We start from the raw sequence: 19,032 nt of genomic DNA on the forward strand, positions 1-19,032 counted from the left end.
AAAAATATTTATTAGATAGATTGGGTAATAATAATAAAAAACCCGTCCTTTTTGAGGACGGGTTTTTTTGTAATATTATTCGCTAATTACTTATAAGATACTTTTTTAATAGCGTCGACTGTTCTCTTGACATTTGGAATGGTTACATCAATGTAAGTAGGAGAATAACTCAAAGGAATGTCCATGGAGTTTACTCTAATTACAGGAGCGTCCAAATAGTCAAATGCATATCTTTGGAAGTGATATGTCAATTCTGAAGAAATTGCAGCAACTGGATTGGCTTCTTCTACGATAACAACTCTGTTTGTTTTCTTTACAGACTCAATACAAGTAGCGTAATCAATTGGTCTCACTGTTCTAAGATCAATTACTTCACAGTCAATCCCTTCTTTTGCCATGTCTTCAGCTGCTTGAAGCGCAACTTTCATCATTTTTCCGAAGGAAATCACAGTTACGTCTTTTCCTTTTCTTTTGATATCCGCCACGCCGATTGGAAGTAAGTATTCTGATTCAGGAACTTCTCCTTTATCACTATACATCACTTCTGATTCCATAAAGATCACTGGATCTGGATCACGAATAGCAGCTTTTAAAAGACCTTTGGCATCATATGGATTAGAAGGAACGATCACCTTTAGCCCTGGCGTATTTGCAAACCAATTTTCAAAGTTTGAAGAGTGTGTTGCTCCTAATTGGCCGGCATTACCAGTTGGTCCTCTGAAAACAATCGGTACGCTATAAGCTCCACCTGTCATTGCATACATCTTAGCAGCAGAGTTGATAATTTGATCAATAGCTACTAAAGAAAAGTTGAAAGTCATGAATTCAATGACTGGCTTAAGACCATTCATCGCAGCTCCTACACCTAATCCGGCAAAGCCAAGCTCTGCAATTGGGGTGTCATATACTCTTTCTGGGCCGAATTCATCCAGCATCCCTTGGGATACTTTATAGGCTCCATTATATTCAGCAACTTCTTCGCCCATTAAGAAAACGCTTTTATCACGTCTCATTTCTTCAGACAAGGCCTCTCTCAGGGCTTCACGAAACTGTAATTCTCTCATTAGTGTAAGACAAAATTTGGTTCGTAAAAATAGAAAGGAATTGGGCAATTGCAAAAATACGCCTAGGGATTAATCCCCTTATTTATCCCAAATACACAGTTTTTGAATTTACGAATTCAAGAATACCATATCTGCTCAGTTCGCGACCAAATCCTGACTTCTTTATTCCTCCAAACGGAAGGTGAGGGTTTGAAGCTACCATAGCATTTAGAAACACAGCACCGCTTTCGATTTTTTTGGCCAATTCCTCTCCTTTTTTCATGTCTTTTGTCCAAAGTGAGGATCCTAATCCAAACTCTGAATCATTCGCCAATTGAATCGCTTCTTCTTCGTCTTTCACAGAAAATATGGTCGCGACAGGCCCAAAAAGCTCCTCTTTGTGAGCAGGCGAGTCTTTTGGAATATCAGTAATAATGGTTGGTTTGAAAACTGCGCTGTTTTCCTCAGGCTTTTCTCCACCCATTAAAATTTTGGCACCTGCTTTTTTACTTTTTTCTACTTGTTCAAATAATTCCATTGCCAAGTCAGTTCTTGCCATGCATGCAAAATCACTGTTCTCATCCATTGGATCTCCCGATTTGAGGTCTTCAAGGTTTTTGCTGAATAATTTCAAAAAATCATCGTAAACCGACTCCACCACGATAAATCGTTTGGCAGCAATACAGCTTTGACCAAAATTGATCATCCTTGCTTTAACCGCTATTTTGGCTGCTTCTTCTAAATCTGCGTCTTCCAAAACGATGAAAGGATCGCTTCCTCCTAATTCCAAGACGGCTTTTTTGATGTTTTTTGCTGCCTCAGATGCTACTGATGCTCCGGCTTTTTCACTGCCTGTAAGAGTGACTGCTTTGATTCGTTCATCGGAAATGATTTCATTGGTTTCTTTACTTCCGATAATTAAGCTTTGGAAAACACCTTCTGGAAAACCTGCTTTGGTGAAAACCTCCTCGATAGCAAGAGAGCATTGTGGAACGTTCGAAGCATGTTTCAAGAGCCCTGTGTTTCCAGCCATTAAAGTTGGAGCTGCGAATCTAAAAACTTGCCAAAAAGGAAAATTCCAAGGCATCACTGCCAAAACAGTTCCGATGGGTTCATGACTGACTTTTGCTTTGGCTCCATCAGGTAAATTGATTGGCTCATCTGCCAGAAACTCTTCAGCATTTTCTGCATAATAGTCGCAAACCCAAGCACATTTTTCAACCTCGGATTTTGCTTCTTTGATGACTTTTCCCATTTCCTGAGAAATAATTTTGGCATATTTCTCTTGCTCCTTGCGAAGCTGCTCTGCTGCCTTTTTCATCAATTTAGCTCGATCCTTAAATGTGACTTGTTTCCAAGTCGAATAAGCTTTAGCCGCTTTACTTAGACAATTCTCGATTTCGTCTTTGCTTAAAGACTGAAATTCTTTTAAAACTTCTCCTGTATATGGGTTTATAGATTTTATTTTACTCATTTTTCTATTGGTTTACTTTGTTCTTGCCATGCATTAAAACCCCCTTCCAGTAAGTAAATGTTTTCGAATCCTAGGGACTTTAATTGGTCTGCGGCGTTTTTTTGACGGCCGCCGCCTTGACAATAGACAACGTAAGTTTTTTGTTTGTCAAGGCTTTCAATTTCGTTTAGGAAATTTTCATTCATGTAATCTTTGTTGATTGCACCGGCGATATATCCCTCTGAAAATTCCCCTGGAGTTCTTACATCAAGGATTACGATGGACTTGTCTTCTTTTATTTTCTCTTCAAATTGTGAGACAGAAATCAAAGTTTCGGTTTCTTCGGTTTGAGGCTTGGAGCAGGAAACTGCATTTAGCAATATTGCGAATAGGATTAAGGAGTTTCTTAAAGATTTCATGGCTGAATTGTTTGATGTGAAATTTATGGGCTTCAAATTGAAAAGAATTTAAGCCTAATATTAACAAATGTCCACAAAGGTTGCCCTCATTTCTGATTCTCACAGTTACATAGATCACAAAACCCTTACCTATCTGCAGGATGTAGATGAGATTTGGCATGCCGGAGACATTGGTAGTTTGGATGTAATGCGTGCTTTACCATCGGATAAAGCAATAAAGGCTGTTTTTGGGAATATTGATGATATAGAAATACAGGGAGAATATCCTGAATGGCAAAGTTGGGTATCTGATGGGGTAAAAATCTTAATGACTCACATTGGGGGGAAACCTCCCCGATACGCCAAAGGTGTCAAGGTAAAGATCAAAGAGGAGCAACCCCAGATTTTTGTGTGTGGGCATTCCCATATTTGCAAAGTAGAATTTGACGCTGCGTTAAATTGCCTTTACATGAATCCAGGAGCAATCGGGCAGCAAGGGTTTCATCAGACGCGAACTATGCTGCTTTTTGACCTTGATTCGGGTCAAATAAAAAATCTTAGGGTAGTGGAATTAGGAAAAAGAGGAAAATAAAAAAGGCGATCATTTGATCGCCTTTCTATCCGTTTATAGGAAAATTATTTAGCAAAAGAAGCTTTCAATTCTTCTACGTCCACGTTTTTGATCACTGGCTTAGCGCTCAGTTGCTTGATTTTGATCACGCGAGTAGTCTGACTTAGTCTTTTTCTCTTCAACTTTCTTTTTAAAGTAGTAACTGCCATGGCCGTATATGTTTAATGTTTTTTGTTTCGAAACGAAGCGCAAAATTAAGAAAACAAATCTATCTAGCCTAGAATAATACCAAAATAAATTCTAATTGATTTACCTGCGGACGGGCGGTTTCCCTTTTTTTGAATAAATTTGACCTTCAAATCACCTGATTAAAGCATGCAAAAACCTGGACTTCCTAAAGGAACGAGAGATTTTGGGCCAGTTCAAATGGCTCGAAGAAATTTTATTTTAAATACCATCAAGGATACATTTCAACTTTTTGGCTATCAACAGATCGAAACTCCAGCTATGGAAAACCTCAGTACCTTGACTGGGAAGTATGGGGATGAAGGAGATCAATTGCTTTTTAAGATTTTGAACAGTGGTGATTATTTGAAAAAAGTTGATTCAAATGATTTGGAAGCTGGATCCCAGGCCACTTTGAACAAAGTTTCTGAAAAAGGCTTGAGATATGATCTTACGGTGCCTTTTGCGCGCTTTGTTGTGATGAACCGAAATGATTTGACTTTTCCTTTCAAGAGATTTCAGATCCAGCCAGTTTGGAGAGCTGATCGCCCACAAAAAGGAAGGTATCGGGAGTTTTATCAATGTGATGCAGATGTGGTTGGGACAGACAGCTTAGTTTGTGAAGCAGAAATCATATTGATGATCCGTCGAGTTTTTGCAAAGCTCGGATTGAAGGATTTTGATATTAAAGTCAACAATAGAAAAATATTGACTGGTATCTCTGAAGCAATTGGAGAAGCAGGGAAAGAAGGGCCGCTTTGTGTGGCTATAGATAAACTGGATAAAATCGGATGGGAGAAAGTTCAGGAAGAACTGGCAGAACGCGGTTTTGCATCCCAATCTGTAGAGAAATTGGCACCTTTGGTAAACCTGAAAGCTGATCTTAAAGGGAAAATTTCCTTTTTGAAGGAATTTCTTGCTCAAAGTGAAACTGGGTTAAAAGGTGTTGCAGAGTTTGAAGAGATGTTGCAGATCTTGAGTCAGATGGGAGAGAATCTTGAACATGTTGATTTTGACATCATGTTGGCAAGAGGGCTTTCTTATTACACAGGAGCGATTTTCGAAGTGAAAGTCAATGGTGTTTCCATTGGATCAGTAAGTGGGGGAGGTCGATACGATAATTTGACAGGAGTTTTTGGCTTACCAGATGTCTCTGGAGTTGGATTTTCTTTTGGAGTAGATCGTTTATATGACGTTTTAGAGGAGTTAGACTTATTTCCCGAAGAAAGTTTAGCAAGTACAAAAATCCTTCTGATTCATTTTGATCAAAAAGGCTTTGAATATGGGCTTAAGGTTTTAAGTCAATTGAGAAAAGAAGGGATCAAAGCAGAGATTTATCCGGACTTGGCGAAAGTGAAAAAACAATTTGATTTCGCCTCTAAAAAGGGTATTCCTTTTGTTGGAATTTGCGGGGATCAAGAAATTGAATCAGATACGCTGGCTTTAAAAAATATTGAATCAGGCAATCAGGAATCTATTTCCATTGAAGAAGTCGTTTCTTTGCTGAAGTGATTTAGTCTACTTCGAGTATGGATGAAACAGGAAGTGTCAATCCACCTTTTAAAGAAATGTAATCATTACTCACTGCCCAGACGGTAGTGAAAATTTGATAAACATGCTCGTCAGCCGCCTCAAAAGTTAGATGAACTTTTGTCTGAAGGAGGTTGCCGAGGGTTTGAGATTTAAATAATTTGGCCAGTCTTTCTTTCTGAAGTTCTGGGTCAGTTAAGACTTCTTTTTTATTGAAAAGGAGGTGAGCAAGTTGCTCTTTTTCAATGATTTCGATAGGTTTCATGGCATGAAGATTTGATTCAGGTAAATTCAGTAAAATCCCTTAAAAAGTTACGTTAAAAAACGTTGGCTTTAAACTATTATTGGAATTTGTCGATTAAAAAACTGAAAATAACCAATCATCTCATATCGAGTGGTTTATAAAAATTAAAAGCTAAAAATATGTTTGATATTATGGGAATGATGGGCAAGGTAAAAGAGGCCCAGGCAAAAATAAAAGAAGCTCAATCCAAATTGGTTCATCTGACTGCAGAAGGGGAGTCGGGGGCAGGGCTAGTAAAAGTGACTGTCAACGGAGACAGGAAGGTTTTGAAGATAGAAATGGATGAGTCTTTACTGACGCCAGCCGATAAGGAAATGCTCAGTGATTTGGTAGTTGCGGCAACAAACATAGCTATGGAAGCAATTGAATTAAAGATCAAAGCAGCCATGAAAAATGCTACAGAAGGAGTAATTCCGAATATTCCTGGAATGGACTTAGGAAGCATGTTTGGATGAAATCCTGCGCCATTGTCATACTCAATTTTAACGGGGAAGAAATGCTTCAAAAGTTTCTTCCCTCTGTTTTGGAATACAGCCAATCCGATATTTGGGTGATTGACAATGCGAGTTCGGATCAATCGATTCAGATTCTTGAAGAAAATTTCCCCTCGGTTCAGCTGATCCAACTTCCACAAAACTTTGGTTTTGCAGAGGGATATAACCAAGGCTTGGAATATCTAAGAGCAAAGTATACCTATTACATTCTTTTAAATTCAGACGTGGAGGTAAGTCCTGAGTGGGATTTAAATCTTGTTACTTGGGCCAATCAGCATTCTGATTTTGCAGCTATTCAACCGAAAATAGTATCCTGGCAGAATCCCGATAAATTTGATTATGCAGGTGCTGGGGGTGGTTTTATAGATACTTTGGGATATCCGTATTGCCGGGGTAGAATTTGGGAAAATGTAGAAACTGATTTTGGTCAATTTGACGATTCTATACTGGTTGATTGGGCGTCTGGAGCTTGTATGCTTATCCAGGCAGAATTATTTCATCAGTTAAAAGGTTTCGATTCTTATTTCTTCGCGCATATGGAAGAAATCGATCTCTGCTGGAGACTGAGAAATCAAGGTTGGAAAATCGGGTATGTAGGAACAGTAAAGGTTAAGCATGTAGGAGGAGCAACCTTGAGTAGAACTAGTCCAAGAAAGTTGTTTTTAAATATCAGGAATAGCTTGTCTATGATTTATAAGAATGACTCATTCCTGAACTTTCTGCTGAAGTTCTTTGCAAAATTCTGTCTTGAAATGATGGCAGCGATTGGTTTTATGCTGAAAGGAGAAAGTAATTTCGCCAAAGCAATTGCCGAAGGATATTGGAAGTTTTTGTTTTCAAATAGCTTTGATAGAAAACAGATATCTGCGAAAAAGAAAATTATCGCAAGGAGCAATGGACCAATTCAGTTTTTGATTTGGAATACCGGGATTTTAAGAAAAAATAAGTTTGAAGATCTTTAATCGAAGAGAACCGGATTGTTACTCTTTCTAAAGTATTTTCTGATTTTCATCATCATTGCCATGCTTACATAAAGAATTACTGGTGATCCCATGGTGATAAATGAAGTGTAAATAAAAAATAACCGAATGCTATCGATCGGAAAATTTAATTTCTCTCCTAATCTAGAACAAACCCCAAAAGCTCTTTCTTCAAAGAATAGTTTTAACTTTTCCATAGTTCTTAATCGGTTTAGTGGTTTAAATTTAAAAAAAATGTTGGTCGAAACTATAAAGCACAATGTTTAATCGTTTGTTTTTAAAAACATTACTTTTTTTTGCTTCAACGCTCTTTTTATGTTCTTGCGGGTCAAGAATAGTGCCTGAAAGTAATTTCTTAGAGAAATCAGAAGTAATCCCAACTAAACTTACCTATGATCGCGATTCCATCAGGTTTCAAATAAAAGGTGAAATACCCATTGAATCAGTTTTGAGTCCTAAAAACCCAAAAATCGAATTGGTATTTAGAGGATCAGACAGTACGCTAAACCTTGGGGAATTGCAATTGAATAAGAAGGTTGCATTTTATGATTACAGGGAAGACTTTGTTTTAAAATACCAGCCGTGGATGGAAGGGGCTGTTTTGGAATTGAATTTTTACCAAGGAAGGGTTTCTGATGAAATCAGTGAAAAGAAGATTCTTGCCAAAGGAGTTATTACTACACCTTTATTGGCAAAAGTGGGGAATGTAAGTCCCGATGAACCGATTCCGAATGTTGGTCTTTTTATCCCAACAGGCTCCTTGGATAAAGACTTGTCCCGATATGGAGAGTTTTCGATCCGATTCGACCCAGGGTCTTCTCAAATAAAAATGAGTTCGGCCAATGAAAGTGTCCTGGATAGCTTGAAAAAATTTATTCTTGAATTTCCTTCTATTGCTTCGATCCGAATAACAGGTACGCAATCGCCTGAAACATCTGAAGGTAGGAGCAGTAAATTAGGAATGGATCGTGCAGATGCAGTTTTTAATTATTTGAAGGAAACCAATCTCAGATTTGAAGATAGTCTATTGAACAAAACTTCCCGATGGAATGATTGGTTTGATTTTAGGCTGTTATTGAGAGATTATGAAAAACTATCCACCCAGAAAAAAGATCAGCTTTACTCAGTTTTGCTAAATGGCCAAGATTACGAAACACAATCCACACAGCTTAGAAGGATATCAGGATTTGACCAAGTAGCTAGAGACCTTTACCCAAGGTTAAGATCCGCTAAAATAGAAATCATGGCCAAGCCTTTGCCAGGTCTAGATCAAAATCAATCGGCAAGACTCAAAGAAGCTCTGGAGGGTAGTGGTGTAAATTCTGGTTTGAGTCAAATTGAATGGGCTATTGCAGGAGAAGCTTCTCCTAGGCTGGATGATAAAGAAATTATATACAGCAAAATGACTGAATTATTCCGGTCTGCTTTGCCCTATAATAATTTGGCTGTGGTAAAAATGAGACAGGCTCAAAGAACCTTGGATCAGCGAAGAAAAGATCTGCTTTGGGAGGAATCAAACAGATTACTTGCTCAGGCTGCCAGAATTGAAAACAATCCTTATGTTTTGCATAACCAAGGGCAGATTTTGGTATTACAAGGAGATGCTTGGGGGGCTTATAAAAAACTATCAGATGCTTCAGTTTTGACAAAAAACAATGACTTTTTGAAATATAATGAAAGTCTCAGAGGAGCGCTTGATATTATTAGAGGTGATTATAAATTGGCTACATTGCGTTTTCAATATCCATATTCCGAGGCAAAGGATTTTTTCAATAAAGGATTGGCTTTTTTCATGAGTAAGGATTATGCAAATGCCAGCCTTTCTTTTGAGGAGTCGGTCATAGCAGGACGGTCATTTGGATATGGTTATTATGGGCTTGCTTTAGTAGCAGCGGTAAATGCTCAGGATGAGGTGGCATTAATCCATTTAAAGCGCGCAATCGATGCTAGCGAGGTGCTTTACCAGAAAGCATTGATTGATCCTGTTTTTGAAGAATTAAGAGCTACTCAGGCCTTTTTCGAAATTTTTAGGTGATTTTTTTTAAACAATTTTCAAATTTTACTTTTCTAATAAATCGTATGAATTTTTATCAACTGATTATTTTTTTGGCCAAAATATTTTGGATAATTCAATCATCGTAAAACAATTACAACAAATTTGTAATTTGAGTAAATTTTTTATGGGAAATCTTTTCCAAAACCAAATTTTATTTTTGCCATTTGAATTTGAATTTTGTTTTAGAATATTTAACATTGACGATTAAGTAATAAAACAAAACCCAAAATAATTGCCAATGACCCATCTTTTCGAAGACGAGTAACTCACCACAAGCATCATCCGATGCCCTCAAACCTAAGGGTTAAATTCCCTATTGCTGGTATTCCTACCACGGTATAATTACAATCAAAGTACAAATCAAAATTACTTCTCTATTGTAATTATTTTGCGAGTTTCGCAATCGATTGCATTAACAATTGAAAAACAAGTATTTACAATTATTCTTGTTACCCAATCTATCTATGTTTATGAAAAATGTTTACAAAAGTTTAGGTGCATTATTGATGCTCCTATTTCTTTCCAGTGCAGCTGCCTTCGCGCAAAAAACTGTAACTGGAACAGTACTGGATGAGTATGATGTAGGACTTCCAGGAGTTTCGGTTCTTGTAAAGGGAACTACTACAGGTACTGCCACAGACATTGACGGTAAATTCTCCCTAAATGTCCCAAATGACCAAGCTGTATTGGTCTTCTCTTTTATCGGTTATTCTGCTGTTGAGCAGGTAGTTGGTAATAGAAGTATTATTGACGTTAAATTAAGTCCAGATGAAACAACGCTTACTGAGCTTGTAGTAACTGGTTACACCATTGATAGTAGAAGAGAGACTACTGGTGCAATTGCAACAGTGGATCCAAAGGATTTGACAGTAATTCCTACTGGTAACGTTGAGCAGGCCCTTCAAGGTCGTGTTTCTGGTGTTACCGTAATTACAAACGGTCAGCCAGGTACTACTTCTATCATTCGTGTTAGAGGTTTCGGTTCCTTCGGTGGAAACGAACCATTATATGTAGTGGATGGGGTTCCTGTTCAATCTACTGACTTCTTGAATCCTGATGATATTGCCTCAACAACTGTATTGAAAGATGCAGCTGCAGCTTCTATCTACGGTGCTCGTGCTTCTAATGGTGTAATTATTTATACTACTAAGAGAGGTAGAAAAGGAAATCAGAAATTAAGAGTTGATTATAATGGTATGTTCGGTGTAACTACTCCAGGTGAAGGTTTGGCAATGATGAATCCTCAGGATTTTGCTACTTATACTTGGTTGGCTGAAACAAACCAAGCAAGAATTGACAACAGAGCTCCTAAATATGAGCATCCACAGTTTGGAACTGGAAATACTCCGGTACTGCCTTATTATATCAACGTTGGAGGTGCTGCTGGTGTAGCTGGACCATTCTCTGCTGCTCAATTGGAAGAAGAGAGAGCAAAATACAATGTTGATAGAAGCAAAGGTGGTGTTTACCAAGTTGTAAGAGCTGCTACTGGTGAGGGAACAGATTGGTACAAAGAATTAACCAGAAATGCTCCTTTGAACCGTCACTCTATCGGATTGAACGGAGGTTCTGAAACAAGCAGATTCTTTATCGGTTTGGGTTATCAGGATCAAGCTGGTATCATGAAAAACAACAATTTCAAGAGAATTTCGCTAAGAGCAAACTCTGAATTTGACGTTACTAAGAAATTCAGAATCGGTGAAAACTTCCAAGCTACTTATCGTCAAGTCCTAGGACAAACTGGTGGTAATGGTGGTAGAGGTGTTTCTGCTGATGAAAATGATATCCTTCAGGCATTTAGAATGCCTTCAATCATCCCTGTTTATGATGAATTCGGTGGTTATGCAGGTACTGCAGCTAGAGGTTTCAACAACCCTAGAAACCCTATTGCAAACAGAGATGGTTTAGAAAATAACAGAAACTTTAATGCGAATATCTTCGGTAACGTTTATGCTGAATATGACATCTTGGAAGATTTGACTTTCAGAACTTCTATCGGTGGACAGTATAACAACTATTACTACTGGAACTATTCAAGATTGCAGTATGAAAACTCTGAAAACAACTCTTCATTTGGTTATTCAGAGGGTGCTGGATTTAACTTCCAGTGGGTATTTACAAACACTGTAAGCTATAAGAAGACTTTTGGAAAGCATGCATTTGATGTGATCTTGGGTCAGGAAGCTTTGAATAATGGATCAGGAAGAAACATTGATGCTTCTGGTCAGAATCCATTCTCTACAGATACTGACTTCGTAACTATTTCAAACTTGCCAGTTTCTTCTCGTCAGGTAAACTCAGGTCTGTTTAGAGGTGTTAATTTTGCATCTTATTTCGGTAGAGTTAACTATACCTTCAACGACAAGTACTTATTCAGTGCAGTTGTAAGACGTGACGGATCTTCTGTATTCGGTGAGAATTCTAGATATGGTGTATTCCCTGCATTCTCTGCAGCTTGGAGAATGTCATCTGAGCCATTCCTCCAGAGTGCAACTTGGATCGACGAATTGAAAGTTCGTGGTGGATGGGGTCAAATGGGTAACTCTAACCCAGTTCCTTCTACAAACCAATTTTCTTTATTTGGTGGTAACGTAGGTGCTTCTTCTTATGACGTTGGAGGTACTAACAGTTCTGCACAAATTGGTTTTAGAAGAACTACTATAGGTAACCCAAATACTCAGTGGGAAACTGCTGTGACTAAAAACATTGGTTTTGATGGTACTTTCTTCAACGGTAGATTGGATGTGATTTTTGACCTTTGGCAAAAAGACACTAAGGACTTGTTGTTCCAACTTCCAATTCCTCAAACTGCGGGTAGCAACGCAACTCCTCCATTCGTAAATATCGGTCAGATGAAGAATGCAGGTGTTGACTTGTTAGTAGCAGTTAAAGGTAACTTGTCTAGCGCATTCACTTACGATTTGACTGTTACTGGATCTACTTTGAAAAATGAAATTGTAGCATTGGCTCCAGGTTTGAATATCATTACTTCTATTAACCCAAGTTATAGAGGTATTCAGCCTATCAGAAACCAAGTAGGTCAGTCTCTATCTGCTTTCTTTGGTTATAAAGTAGAAGGTTTGTTTAGAAATGCTGAAGATGTAGCAAATCACGCTACTCAAGATGGTGCTGCTCCAGGTAGATTCAAGTATGAAGATATCAATGGTGACGGTGAAATTACTCCTGATGATAGAACATTTATCGGTAGCCCAGTTCCTGATTTCACAGGTGGTGTAAACTTCACAGTTGGATATAAAGGATTAGATCTTTCTATGTATCTATATACTTCTATCGGTAACGAGATCTGGAATCAATCAAGATGGTTTACTGATTTCTATCAGACATTTGAAGGAGCTGCTATTTCTGAGCGTTTGAAGGATGCTTGGACTCCTGAGAATTTGGATGCTGAAATCCCAGTTGTTGAAAAGACTGCAAACTTCTCTACGTCTAACGTAGGTAACTCTTTCTATGTGGAAGATGGTTCTTACCTAAGACTTCAAAACGTAACATTGGGTTATACCCTTCCTGCAAATTTGTTGGAAAGATGGAGATTGGAAAGAGTTAGAGTTTTTGCTTCTGCAAACAACTTGTTCACTATAACTGGTTATAGTGGATTGGATCCAGCTGTAGGTGGTAATGCTGATACAACATTCGGTATTGATGTAGGTAACTATCCTGTTACTAGTGGTTATACTTTCGGCTTGAATCTTAGCTTCTAAGTATTATTTAACAGATAAATCGAGTTATAGAAACTATAATTGATTATAAAAATGAAGAATTATAAATTAAAAATCGGAGCACTAATGTCATCAGCAATCATGATGGTGGCAGTGAGCTGTAGCGATGATTTTCTAGAAGTGCCAGCAACAGGTCAATTAGCTGAGGCTCAGTTGACTACACTAGCAGGTCTTGAAGCGTCTTTGATTGCTGTATATTCTCAGGTAAATGGTAGAGGTAACAGACTTGCTTCTCCTTCTAACTGGGTATGGGGAAGTATCAGAGGTGGTGAAGCAAACAAAGGAACTGACCCTGGTGACTTCAGTACAATCAACCCTATTCAGAGATTTGAAGTAAATGCTGCTTCAGGTGATGTGGGTGCAAAATGGAATGGTGCCTATGAAGGTATCGCAAGAGCTAACAATGTGTTGAGATTGATGACTAAAAAGGCGGCTGATGTAACAGATGCTGATGAAAAAAGAATCTCTGCTCAAGCTAAATTCCTTAGAGCGCATTACTATTTCGAATTGAAAAGAGACTATGGTAATACTCCATATGTTGACGAAACAGTAGATTATGGTTCTGGTCTTGAAGAAGTAAGCAATACTCAGGATCTATATCCATTTATTGAAGCTGATTTGCAGTATGCTGTAGAAAACCTTCCTGCTACACAAACACAAGTAGGTAGAGTAAACTCTTGGGCAGCTAAAGCTTACTTGGCAAAAGTTTACATGTATCAGAATAAATTCTCTCAGGCAAAAGCATTATATGATGACATCATTGCAAATGGTGTAACAAGTAATGGCTTGAAGTATGACTTGGTTCCTTATTACGATGACATGTTTAGAGGTGCAAATGATAACCATCAGGAATCTGTTTGGGCATATCAAGCTGCTGCAAATACAGGATCTGTAAACAATGCGAACCCAGAATTTGACCTTAACTTCCCATACAATGGTGGTCCAGGTGGATGCTGCGGATTCTATCAGCCAAGTTTTTCTTTTGTAAACTCATTTAGAACTGATGCTAATGGTCTTCCATATATCGATGGTTCTTACAATGATCCTGGAAAAAGTGTAAAAACTGATATGGGTCTTCAAAGTGATGCTCCATTTACTCCAGATGCTGGAAACCTAGATCCAAGATTGGATCACACTGTAGGTAGAAGAGGTATTCCTTATCTAGATTGGCAAGACCATCCAGGTGCTGCTTGGATCAGAAACCAGCCAAATGGTGGACCTTACACTCCTAAAAAATATGTGTATCAAGTTGCTGAGAAAGGATCTTATCAAGATAACTCTTCTTGGACTCCTGGTTATACTGGAATCAACTTCATGATTATTCGTTTTGCTGACGTTCTTTTGATGGCAGCAGAAGCTGAGATCGAAGCTGGTAGCTTGGAAAAAGCTAGAGAATATGTAAACAGAGTAAGAACAAGAGCAAAGAATTCTGAATTGAAAAGAGGCGACGGTACTGCTGCTGCTAACTACAATGTAGGTCTTTACACTGCTGCTTGGACTGATGCTGCTACTGCTAAGAAAGCTGTAAGATTAGAAAGAATGCTTGAATTAGGAATGGAAGGACATAGATTCTATGATCTTATCCGTTGGAATACTGTTCAAGAGGAACTTGACAAATATTTGGCTTACGATGGCGCTATCCTAGTTGCTGCACTTGGTGGTGCTAAGTTTACGGACAAACATCGTCTTGTACCAATCCCTCAAGATCAAATTGACTTGGTAGGATCTGATATATTGATTCAAAACCCTGGTTTCTAATTAGAAATCAGACTTCATAGAAAAGAGAAGGTCCCTGACCTTCTCTTTTTGTTTTTTTACAGATATAATCACTGATATTTTTTCTCATATCTGTCAAAAATGCTAATTTGAAGCCTCTCACACCCAATCTCAACCATTATGAAATTCCAGAATTTTCTCTTTTTGGGAGCCTTACTAATCTTAGTAAGTTCCTGTCAAAAGGAGTCAAAATTATTTGATTTAAAGTCTCCAGAATCTACTGGGATAGACTTTGCCAACACTATTATTGAAACAGATTCCTTTAATATCCTTACCGATGAATATATTTTTAATGGGGGAGGATTAGCTATAGCTGATTTTGATAACAATGGATTACCTGATATATTTTTTACTGGAAATCAGGTTTCCAATAAGTTGTATTTAAACCAGGGAGATTTTGAGTTCAAAGACATTACTGATCAAGCAGGTGTTGCAGCTGCTGACAGATGGTGCACTGGCACTACAGCTGTAGATATCAATAAAGATGGTTTGATGGATATTTATGTAGCTGCAGCCATGCGAAAAGGTACGGGGGAAAGGAATAACCTCTTATTTGTGAACCAAGGAGTTGACGCAAATGGACTTGTCACTTTCAAGGAAATGGCAGAGAACTATGGTATTGCTGATTCAGGTAACGGAATGGGTGCGGCATTTATAGATTATGATTTAGATGGAGATTTAGATCTATATGTTTTAAATAATGAACAGAGTAAAGTAACTCCGAGTAATTATAGAGAAAAGATTGTAGATGGATCTGCCATTAATAATGATGCTTTTTATAGAAATAATGGGGACGGAACATTCACTGACGTTACCCTAGAAGCTGGAATTACCATTGAAGGTTTTGGTCTTGGTGTTCTAATTGCTGATTTGAATAATGATGGCTGGCCTGATATCCATGTAAGTAACGATTATGTGACGAATGATCTTCTCTATATTAATAATCAAGATGGAACATTCTCCAATAATATCAGCCAGGTATTAAGGCATCAAAGTCAGTTTTCAATGGGAGCTGATATTGCTGATTTCAATAATGATGCTTTACCTGACTTATTTACGCTTGATATGCTTGGCGAAGGCAATTATCGAAAGAAGACTACTATTGGAAACAATGCCTACCAAACCTATATAAACAATGAGCAATGGGGCTATGAGTACCAGTATGTGAGAAACATGCTTCACATGAACAATGGTCCTGATTTACCATTTAGTGAAATTGGTATGATGGCAGGAGTTTATCAGACAGATTGGAGCTGGGCACCGCTTTTTGGAGATGTGGATAATGATGGATTAAGAGATCTTTTGGTTACAAATGGTTTCCCGCGAGATATTACAGATAAAGACTTTGCAAATTATAGAGCGGATGTGGGGAGTGTGGCCACGATCCGTCAATTATTGGATTCAATTCCTATTGTGAAAATCCCAAATTATGCATTTCAGAATGTTGGGGATATGAAATTTAATGACAGTGGTGCTGATTGGGGATTGAATAAACCCTCTTTTTCCAACGGAGCTGCCTTGGTTGATTTTGATGGAGATGGGGATTTGGATTATGTAGTCAATAACATCAATGATCCCGCATTTGTGTTTGAAAACACCCTAATTAACAAAGAGGGAAAAGCGAATTACTTACGAATTCAATTAAAAGGTACAGCTAGTAACCCTTTAGGCCTTGGAGCAAAATTGACCCTTAACCTTAAGAATGGTGAGCAACTCTATCAAGAGCAGCAGATCGTAAGAGGATATATGTCCTCCATCGATCCTGTGCTTCATTTTGGTATAGGAAGTGAGACTGAAGTTGAAAAAATATCCATAATCTGGCCTGATGGAAAAGAGGAAAATTTAAGCAATGTTCCAGGAAATCAGGTTTTAACATTGTCTTATGGAAATGCAAAGCAAGGTTCAAATTCTAGAGCGATATTAAACTATGCGAAGCAGGATCCTTTGTTTGAGGATGTCACCGCAAGTTCTGGGATTGCATATCAGCATGAGGAGGTGGATAAAGTTGATTTTTATATTCAGCGAACAATTCCTCATAAGTTGACTCAATATGGACCAAGCTTAGCTGTAGGAGATATTAATGGGGATGAAAGAGAGGACCTGATCGTAGGTTCTTCAAGCGGTTTCTCTCCAAAGGTTTTCACGCAAAATGAAGATGGGACTTTTGCAGAGAAGGAGCTTTTGCCGGGAGAGAATGCGACTTTCGAAGAAAGAGGAATGCTTCTTTTTGACATGGATAATGATCAGGATTTGGATCTATATATGGTCAGCGGAAGCAATGAATTCCAAGCGGAATCTGCCGAATATACAGACAGACTTTATCTGAATGATGGGAAAGGAAACTTCTCTTTAGATAAGAATTTCTCTGGATTAAAGGCAAGCGGTTCTACCGTTAGAGGGGCAGATTTTGATGGAGACGGATATTTGGATTTGTTTGTGGGAGGAAGGACTCCTGTTGCCAAATACCCACTGCCAGATCGAAGCTTCTTACTGAAAAATGAACAGGGCAGTTTAATCGATGTCACAGATGATGTTGCGCCTGGATTGAGAGATGTTGGAATGGTGACGGATGCTGTTTGGACAGATATTGATTCGGATGGACAAGTGGATTTGGTTGTGGTTGGAGAGCTGATGGCTATTACTGTATTTAAAAATGATGCTGGAAAATTCCAAAAACTTGAGAATACTGGATTAGAACAGGTTTTGGGTTGGTGGAATTCGATTGTTCCTGGTGATTTTGATCAAGACGGTGATACAGATTTTATTGTTGGTAATCTCGGTGCTAATAACCCTCATCAGCCAACTGAGGCTATGCCGGTGAAAGTTTATGCCAAAGATTTTGATAACAATGGAAGTGTCGATCCTGTGATTTTTGCTTATTACAAAGATAGGGATGGGAATTACAATTCATTCCCAAGTCATTTCTGGGGGGATTTGTATGGGCAAAGTACCCTTTTCAGAAGAAAGTATGAGCGCTATAAGACATATGCACTCAGCACCGAACAGAGTCTATTGACCGAGGACGAAAAGAAAGATGCCTTGATCCTAACAGGAAATTATGATAGATCTTCCTATGTAGAGAATTTAGGAGGTGGAAAATTCCAGATTAAGGCTCTACCTACCATCGCGCAGATAGGTCCGGTAAATGGAATTGTTGCTCAAGATTTTGATCAAGATGGTTTCTTAGATGTTGCCTTGATTGGAAATGATTACGGTAATGAGATTTTTATTGGAAAAATGGATGCTCAAATTGGCTTGATCCTAAAAGGTAATGGTCAAGGAGAATTTGAGCCTTTGAAACCTGTTTCGAGTGGATTCTTAGTTCCTGGTGATGGAAAAGCTTTGGTTTCATTAAGTAGTTCTCAAGGAAGTCCTATTCTAATCGCATCTCAAAATAGAGACCAGCTTAAGGTTTTCCAAAGAAAGAATCAACCTTCAAAATCTATAATGCCAGGAAAAGAAACGATGGCGGTAGTTTTTGAACTGGAAAACGGGAAAAAACAAAGATTTGAAACGAGTTACGGCTCAGGATTCCTTTCGCAATCTAGCAGGGAAATCACAATTCCAGCAGGGGTGAAATCTATCCAAATGATTGATTATAAAGGAGAAGTGAAAAATCTTGATTTGAATTCTCTGGATTAATCAAGAATAAAGTTTCCCTGGTTGGACTTCACAGATTTCTAGAATTAACTCAGCAATTTTATCGCTGGCATCTTCAAGATAAAGCTTTCCCTTTTCAGGGGAAGCTTTTTTTGGATTGCCTATACCCGTGTCTTCACTTACTTCAGACCACTTTCGCTCAGCCCAAGCCCATTTTTCACGGATACCCTTAATCACTGATTTTTTCTCATTTCCATCACCAGCCTCTTCCAAAGGAGATACTAACTGCGGGTGAAGATGCATAATCAAGGATGTTTCCATCTCATCTGCATGGTCGCCCATTTCTTCGAAATATTTTGTTTTGTCTAGTGACTGGAACCAATTACAAGTGAAAAGCAGCATTTCTGGATATTTTAATCCAAGCTCTCTAAGGATTGTCTTAAAATCATTTCCTCCGTGACTGTTTAAAATCAAAAGTTTTTTCAGGCCTTGGCGATTTAAAACCTCGATCAGATCATTCAAAATTGCTAATTGAGTACTCGGGTTTAGGTTCATATCCAAGTAGATGTCAGACTGACCTGTATTCACTCCAAATGGGACTGTAGGAAGGACAACCACTTTAGCACCCTTTTCCCAGGCTTTTTTGGCACTTAATTCAGCCATCGCATCAGCTTCATAAATATCTGTTCCATAAGGCATGTGATAATTATGAGCTTCCGTTGCTCCCCAAGGTAAAACTGCTAACTCGAATCGATCAGTTTTTAGATTTTTCCAGGTTGCTTCTTTTAGGATGTACGGCCTCATGATAGGTTTATTTAAGAATGAATTGACAGAAGGTTGGCTTTATTATTGGCATTTTTGATAA

Annotated in this window: 15 protein-coding genes; 8 read left to right on the forward strand and 7 right to left on the reverse strand. The window is 38.3% G+C overall.

Annotation, left to right across the window (positions count from 1 at the left end; all coding sequences use genetic code 11):
* Positions 1-86 precede the first annotated feature (86 nt).
* From J0A69_RS17135 to J0A69_RS17145, 3 genes are all read right to left on the reverse strand, one after another.
* Positions 87-1,064: a pyruvate dehydrogenase complex E1 component subunit beta gene (locus J0A69_RS17135; RefSeq protein ID WP_206587840.1), complete on the reverse strand. Its 978-nt coding sequence runs from the start codon at positions 1,062-1,064 to the stop codon at positions 87-89.
* Positions 1,065-1,146: 82 nt separating this feature from the next.
* The gene (locus J0A69_RS17140) at positions 1,147-2,517 is read right to left on the reverse strand and encodes an NAD-dependent succinate-semialdehyde dehydrogenase (RefSeq protein ID WP_206587841.1); all 1,371 of its coding nucleotides are present in this window, start codon (positions 2,515-2,517) and stop codon (positions 1,147-1,149) included.
* Positions 2,514-2,915, reverse strand: a complete 402-nt coding sequence (locus tag J0A69_RS17145; RefSeq protein ID WP_206587842.1) for a rhodanese-like domain-containing protein — start codon at positions 2,913-2,915, stop codon at positions 2,514-2,516. The genes J0A69_RS17140 and J0A69_RS17145 overlap by 4 nt, the downstream gene beginning before the upstream one ends.
* Positions 2,916-2,982: 67 nt before the next feature.
* Between J0A69_RS17145 and J0A69_RS17150 the strand changes: the two genes are divergently transcribed.
* A complete protein-coding gene (locus J0A69_RS17150; RefSeq protein ID WP_206587843.1) occupies positions 2,983-3,486 on the forward strand; it encodes a metallophosphoesterase family protein in 504 nt (167 codons plus the stop codon).
* 44 nt (positions 3,487-3,530) lie between these two features.
* On the opposite strand, the gene J0A69_RS17155 is transcribed toward J0A69_RS17150, so the two are convergent.
* A complete protein-coding gene (locus tag J0A69_RS17155; protein ID WP_206587844.1) occupies positions 3,531-3,674 on the reverse strand; it encodes a hypothetical protein in 144 nt (47 codons plus the stop codon).
* Between the two features lie 166 nt (positions 3,675-3,840).
* Here J0A69_RS17155 and hisS point away from each other — a divergent pair, with 166 nt between their 5' ends.
* Positions 3,841-5,202 (forward strand): histidine--tRNA ligase, encoded by a 1,362-nt coding sequence (hisS, locus tag J0A69_RS17160; RefSeq protein ID WP_206587845.1) that lies wholly within the window; start codon positions 3,841-3,843, stop codon positions 5,200-5,202.
* 1 nt (position 5,203) lies between these two features.
* On the opposite strand, the gene J0A69_RS17165 is transcribed toward hisS, so the two are convergent.
* Complete coding sequence (locus J0A69_RS17165) at positions 5,204-5,485, reverse strand: hypothetical protein (protein ID WP_206587846.1); 282 nt, start codon at positions 5,483-5,485, stop codon at positions 5,204-5,206.
* A gap of 158 nt (positions 5,486-5,643) precedes the next feature.
* On the opposite strand from J0A69_RS17165, the gene J0A69_RS17170 reads away from it, so the two are divergent.
* A complete protein-coding gene (locus J0A69_RS17170; protein ID WP_206587847.1) occupies positions 5,644-5,979 on the forward strand; it encodes a YbaB/EbfC family nucleoid-associated protein in 336 nt (111 codons plus the stop codon).
* The gene (locus J0A69_RS17175) at positions 5,976-6,980 is read left to right on the forward strand and encodes a glycosyltransferase family 2 protein (protein WP_206587848.1); all 1,005 of its coding nucleotides are present in this window, start codon (positions 5,976-5,978) and stop codon (positions 6,978-6,980) included. The genes J0A69_RS17170 and J0A69_RS17175 overlap by 4 nt, the downstream gene beginning before the upstream one ends.
* Here the strand turns inward: J0A69_RS17175 and J0A69_RS17180 are convergent.
* On the reverse strand, positions 6,977-7,195 hold the full coding sequence (locus J0A69_RS17180) for a PspC domain-containing protein (RefSeq protein WP_206587849.1): 219 nt from the start codon (positions 7,193-7,195) through the stop codon (positions 6,977-6,979). The two genes, J0A69_RS17175 and J0A69_RS17180, sit on opposite strands and share 4 nt — an antisense overlap.
* A gap of 140 nt (positions 7,196-7,335) precedes the next feature.
* On the opposite strand from J0A69_RS17180, the gene J0A69_RS17185 reads away from it, so the two are divergent.
* The 4 genes from J0A69_RS17185 to J0A69_RS17200 all read left to right on the forward strand — a co-directional run bounded on the left by J0A69_RS17185 (position 7,336) and on the right by J0A69_RS17200 (position 18,209).
* A complete protein-coding gene (locus J0A69_RS17185) occupies positions 7,336-9,033 on the forward strand; it encodes an OmpA family protein (protein WP_206587850.1) in 1,698 nt (565 codons plus the stop codon).
* A gap of 485 nt (positions 9,034-9,518) precedes the next feature.
* Positions 9,519-12,773, forward strand: coding sequence for a SusC/RagA family TonB-linked outer membrane protein (locus J0A69_RS17190; protein WP_206587851.1), 3,255 nt, complete (start codon positions 9,519-9,521; stop codon positions 12,771-12,773).
* A 51-nt stretch (positions 12,774-12,824) separates the two neighbouring features.
* A complete protein-coding gene (locus J0A69_RS17195; protein WP_206587852.1) occupies positions 12,825-14,549 on the forward strand; it encodes a RagB/SusD family nutrient uptake outer membrane protein in 1,725 nt (574 codons plus the stop codon).
* Between the two features lie 138 nt (positions 14,550-14,687).
* Entirely contained in the window at positions 14,688-18,209 is a 3,522-nt protein-coding gene (locus tag J0A69_RS17200) for a VCBS repeat-containing protein (protein ID WP_206587853.1), read from the forward strand.
* Here the strand turns inward: J0A69_RS17200 and J0A69_RS17205 are convergent, their stop codons facing one another.
* On the reverse strand, positions 18,210-18,971 hold the full coding sequence (locus J0A69_RS17205; RefSeq protein WP_206587854.1) for a creatininase family protein: 762 nt from the start codon (positions 18,969-18,971) through the stop codon (positions 18,210-18,212).
* Positions 18,972-19,032: the final 61 nt, after the last annotated feature.

Origin of the sequence: Algoriphagus pacificus, assembly GCF_017254845.1 — a bacterium.
Taxonomy (GTDB): Bacteria; Bacteroidota; Bacteroidia; order Cytophagales; family Cyclobacteriaceae; genus Algoriphagus; species Algoriphagus pacificus.